Raw genomic sequence first — 556 nt, 5'->3', positions numbered from 1 at the left:
CGCTGGAGCGCCAGCTTGCCGAGGCGCGCCGCGCCCTGGACGGCGCCCAGCGGGGCCGGAGCGCCACCGACGCCGAGCTGCGCGATATGCGCGCGGCACTGGCCGCCGAGGAGTCCCGGCTCGCCGCACTGCGGGGCGAGTCCGGGCAGTTGCAGCAATCCGCCGGCCGCACCCGCGGCGAGCTGGGCGAAGCGGAATCGCGCCTCGCCGGGCTGCGCAGCCAGGCGACGGCGGAGGAGCAGCGGCTGGCAGGGCTGCGCACCCAATCGGCCACGCAGGACCAGCGCCTGGCGGAGCTGCGCGACACGACCGCCGGGGCCGAGCGCCGCCTGGCGGAGCTGCGGGAAAACGCCACGCTGCAGGAACGCCGCGTCGCCGCGCTGGAAGAGCGCCGCGGCGCCGAGGAACGGCGGCTCGGCATGTTGCAGGACCAGGCCGCGCAGTCCGAGCGCCGCCTGGGCGAGTTGCGCACCACCGCGACCGCCGAGGAGCGGCGCCTGGCGGAGCTGCGCAGCGGCAGCCAGGCGGAGGACACGCGCCTCGGCGAGCGTCGGCA

Annotated in this window: 1 protein-coding gene; it reads left to right on the top strand. The window is 78.1% G+C overall.

Annotated elements, in window-relative coordinates:
• The coding region (locus OZN99_RS33240) for a hypothetical protein (protein WP_270939425.1) at positions 1 to 556 on the top strand (556 nt) is incomplete at both ends.

This window comes from Falsiroseomonas oryzae, assembly GCF_027856955.1.
Lineage (GTDB): Bacteria > Pseudomonadota > Alphaproteobacteria > Acetobacterales > Acetobacteraceae > Falsiroseomonas > Falsiroseomonas oryzae.
This window is presented reverse-complemented; position numbering and strand designations above follow the sequence as displayed.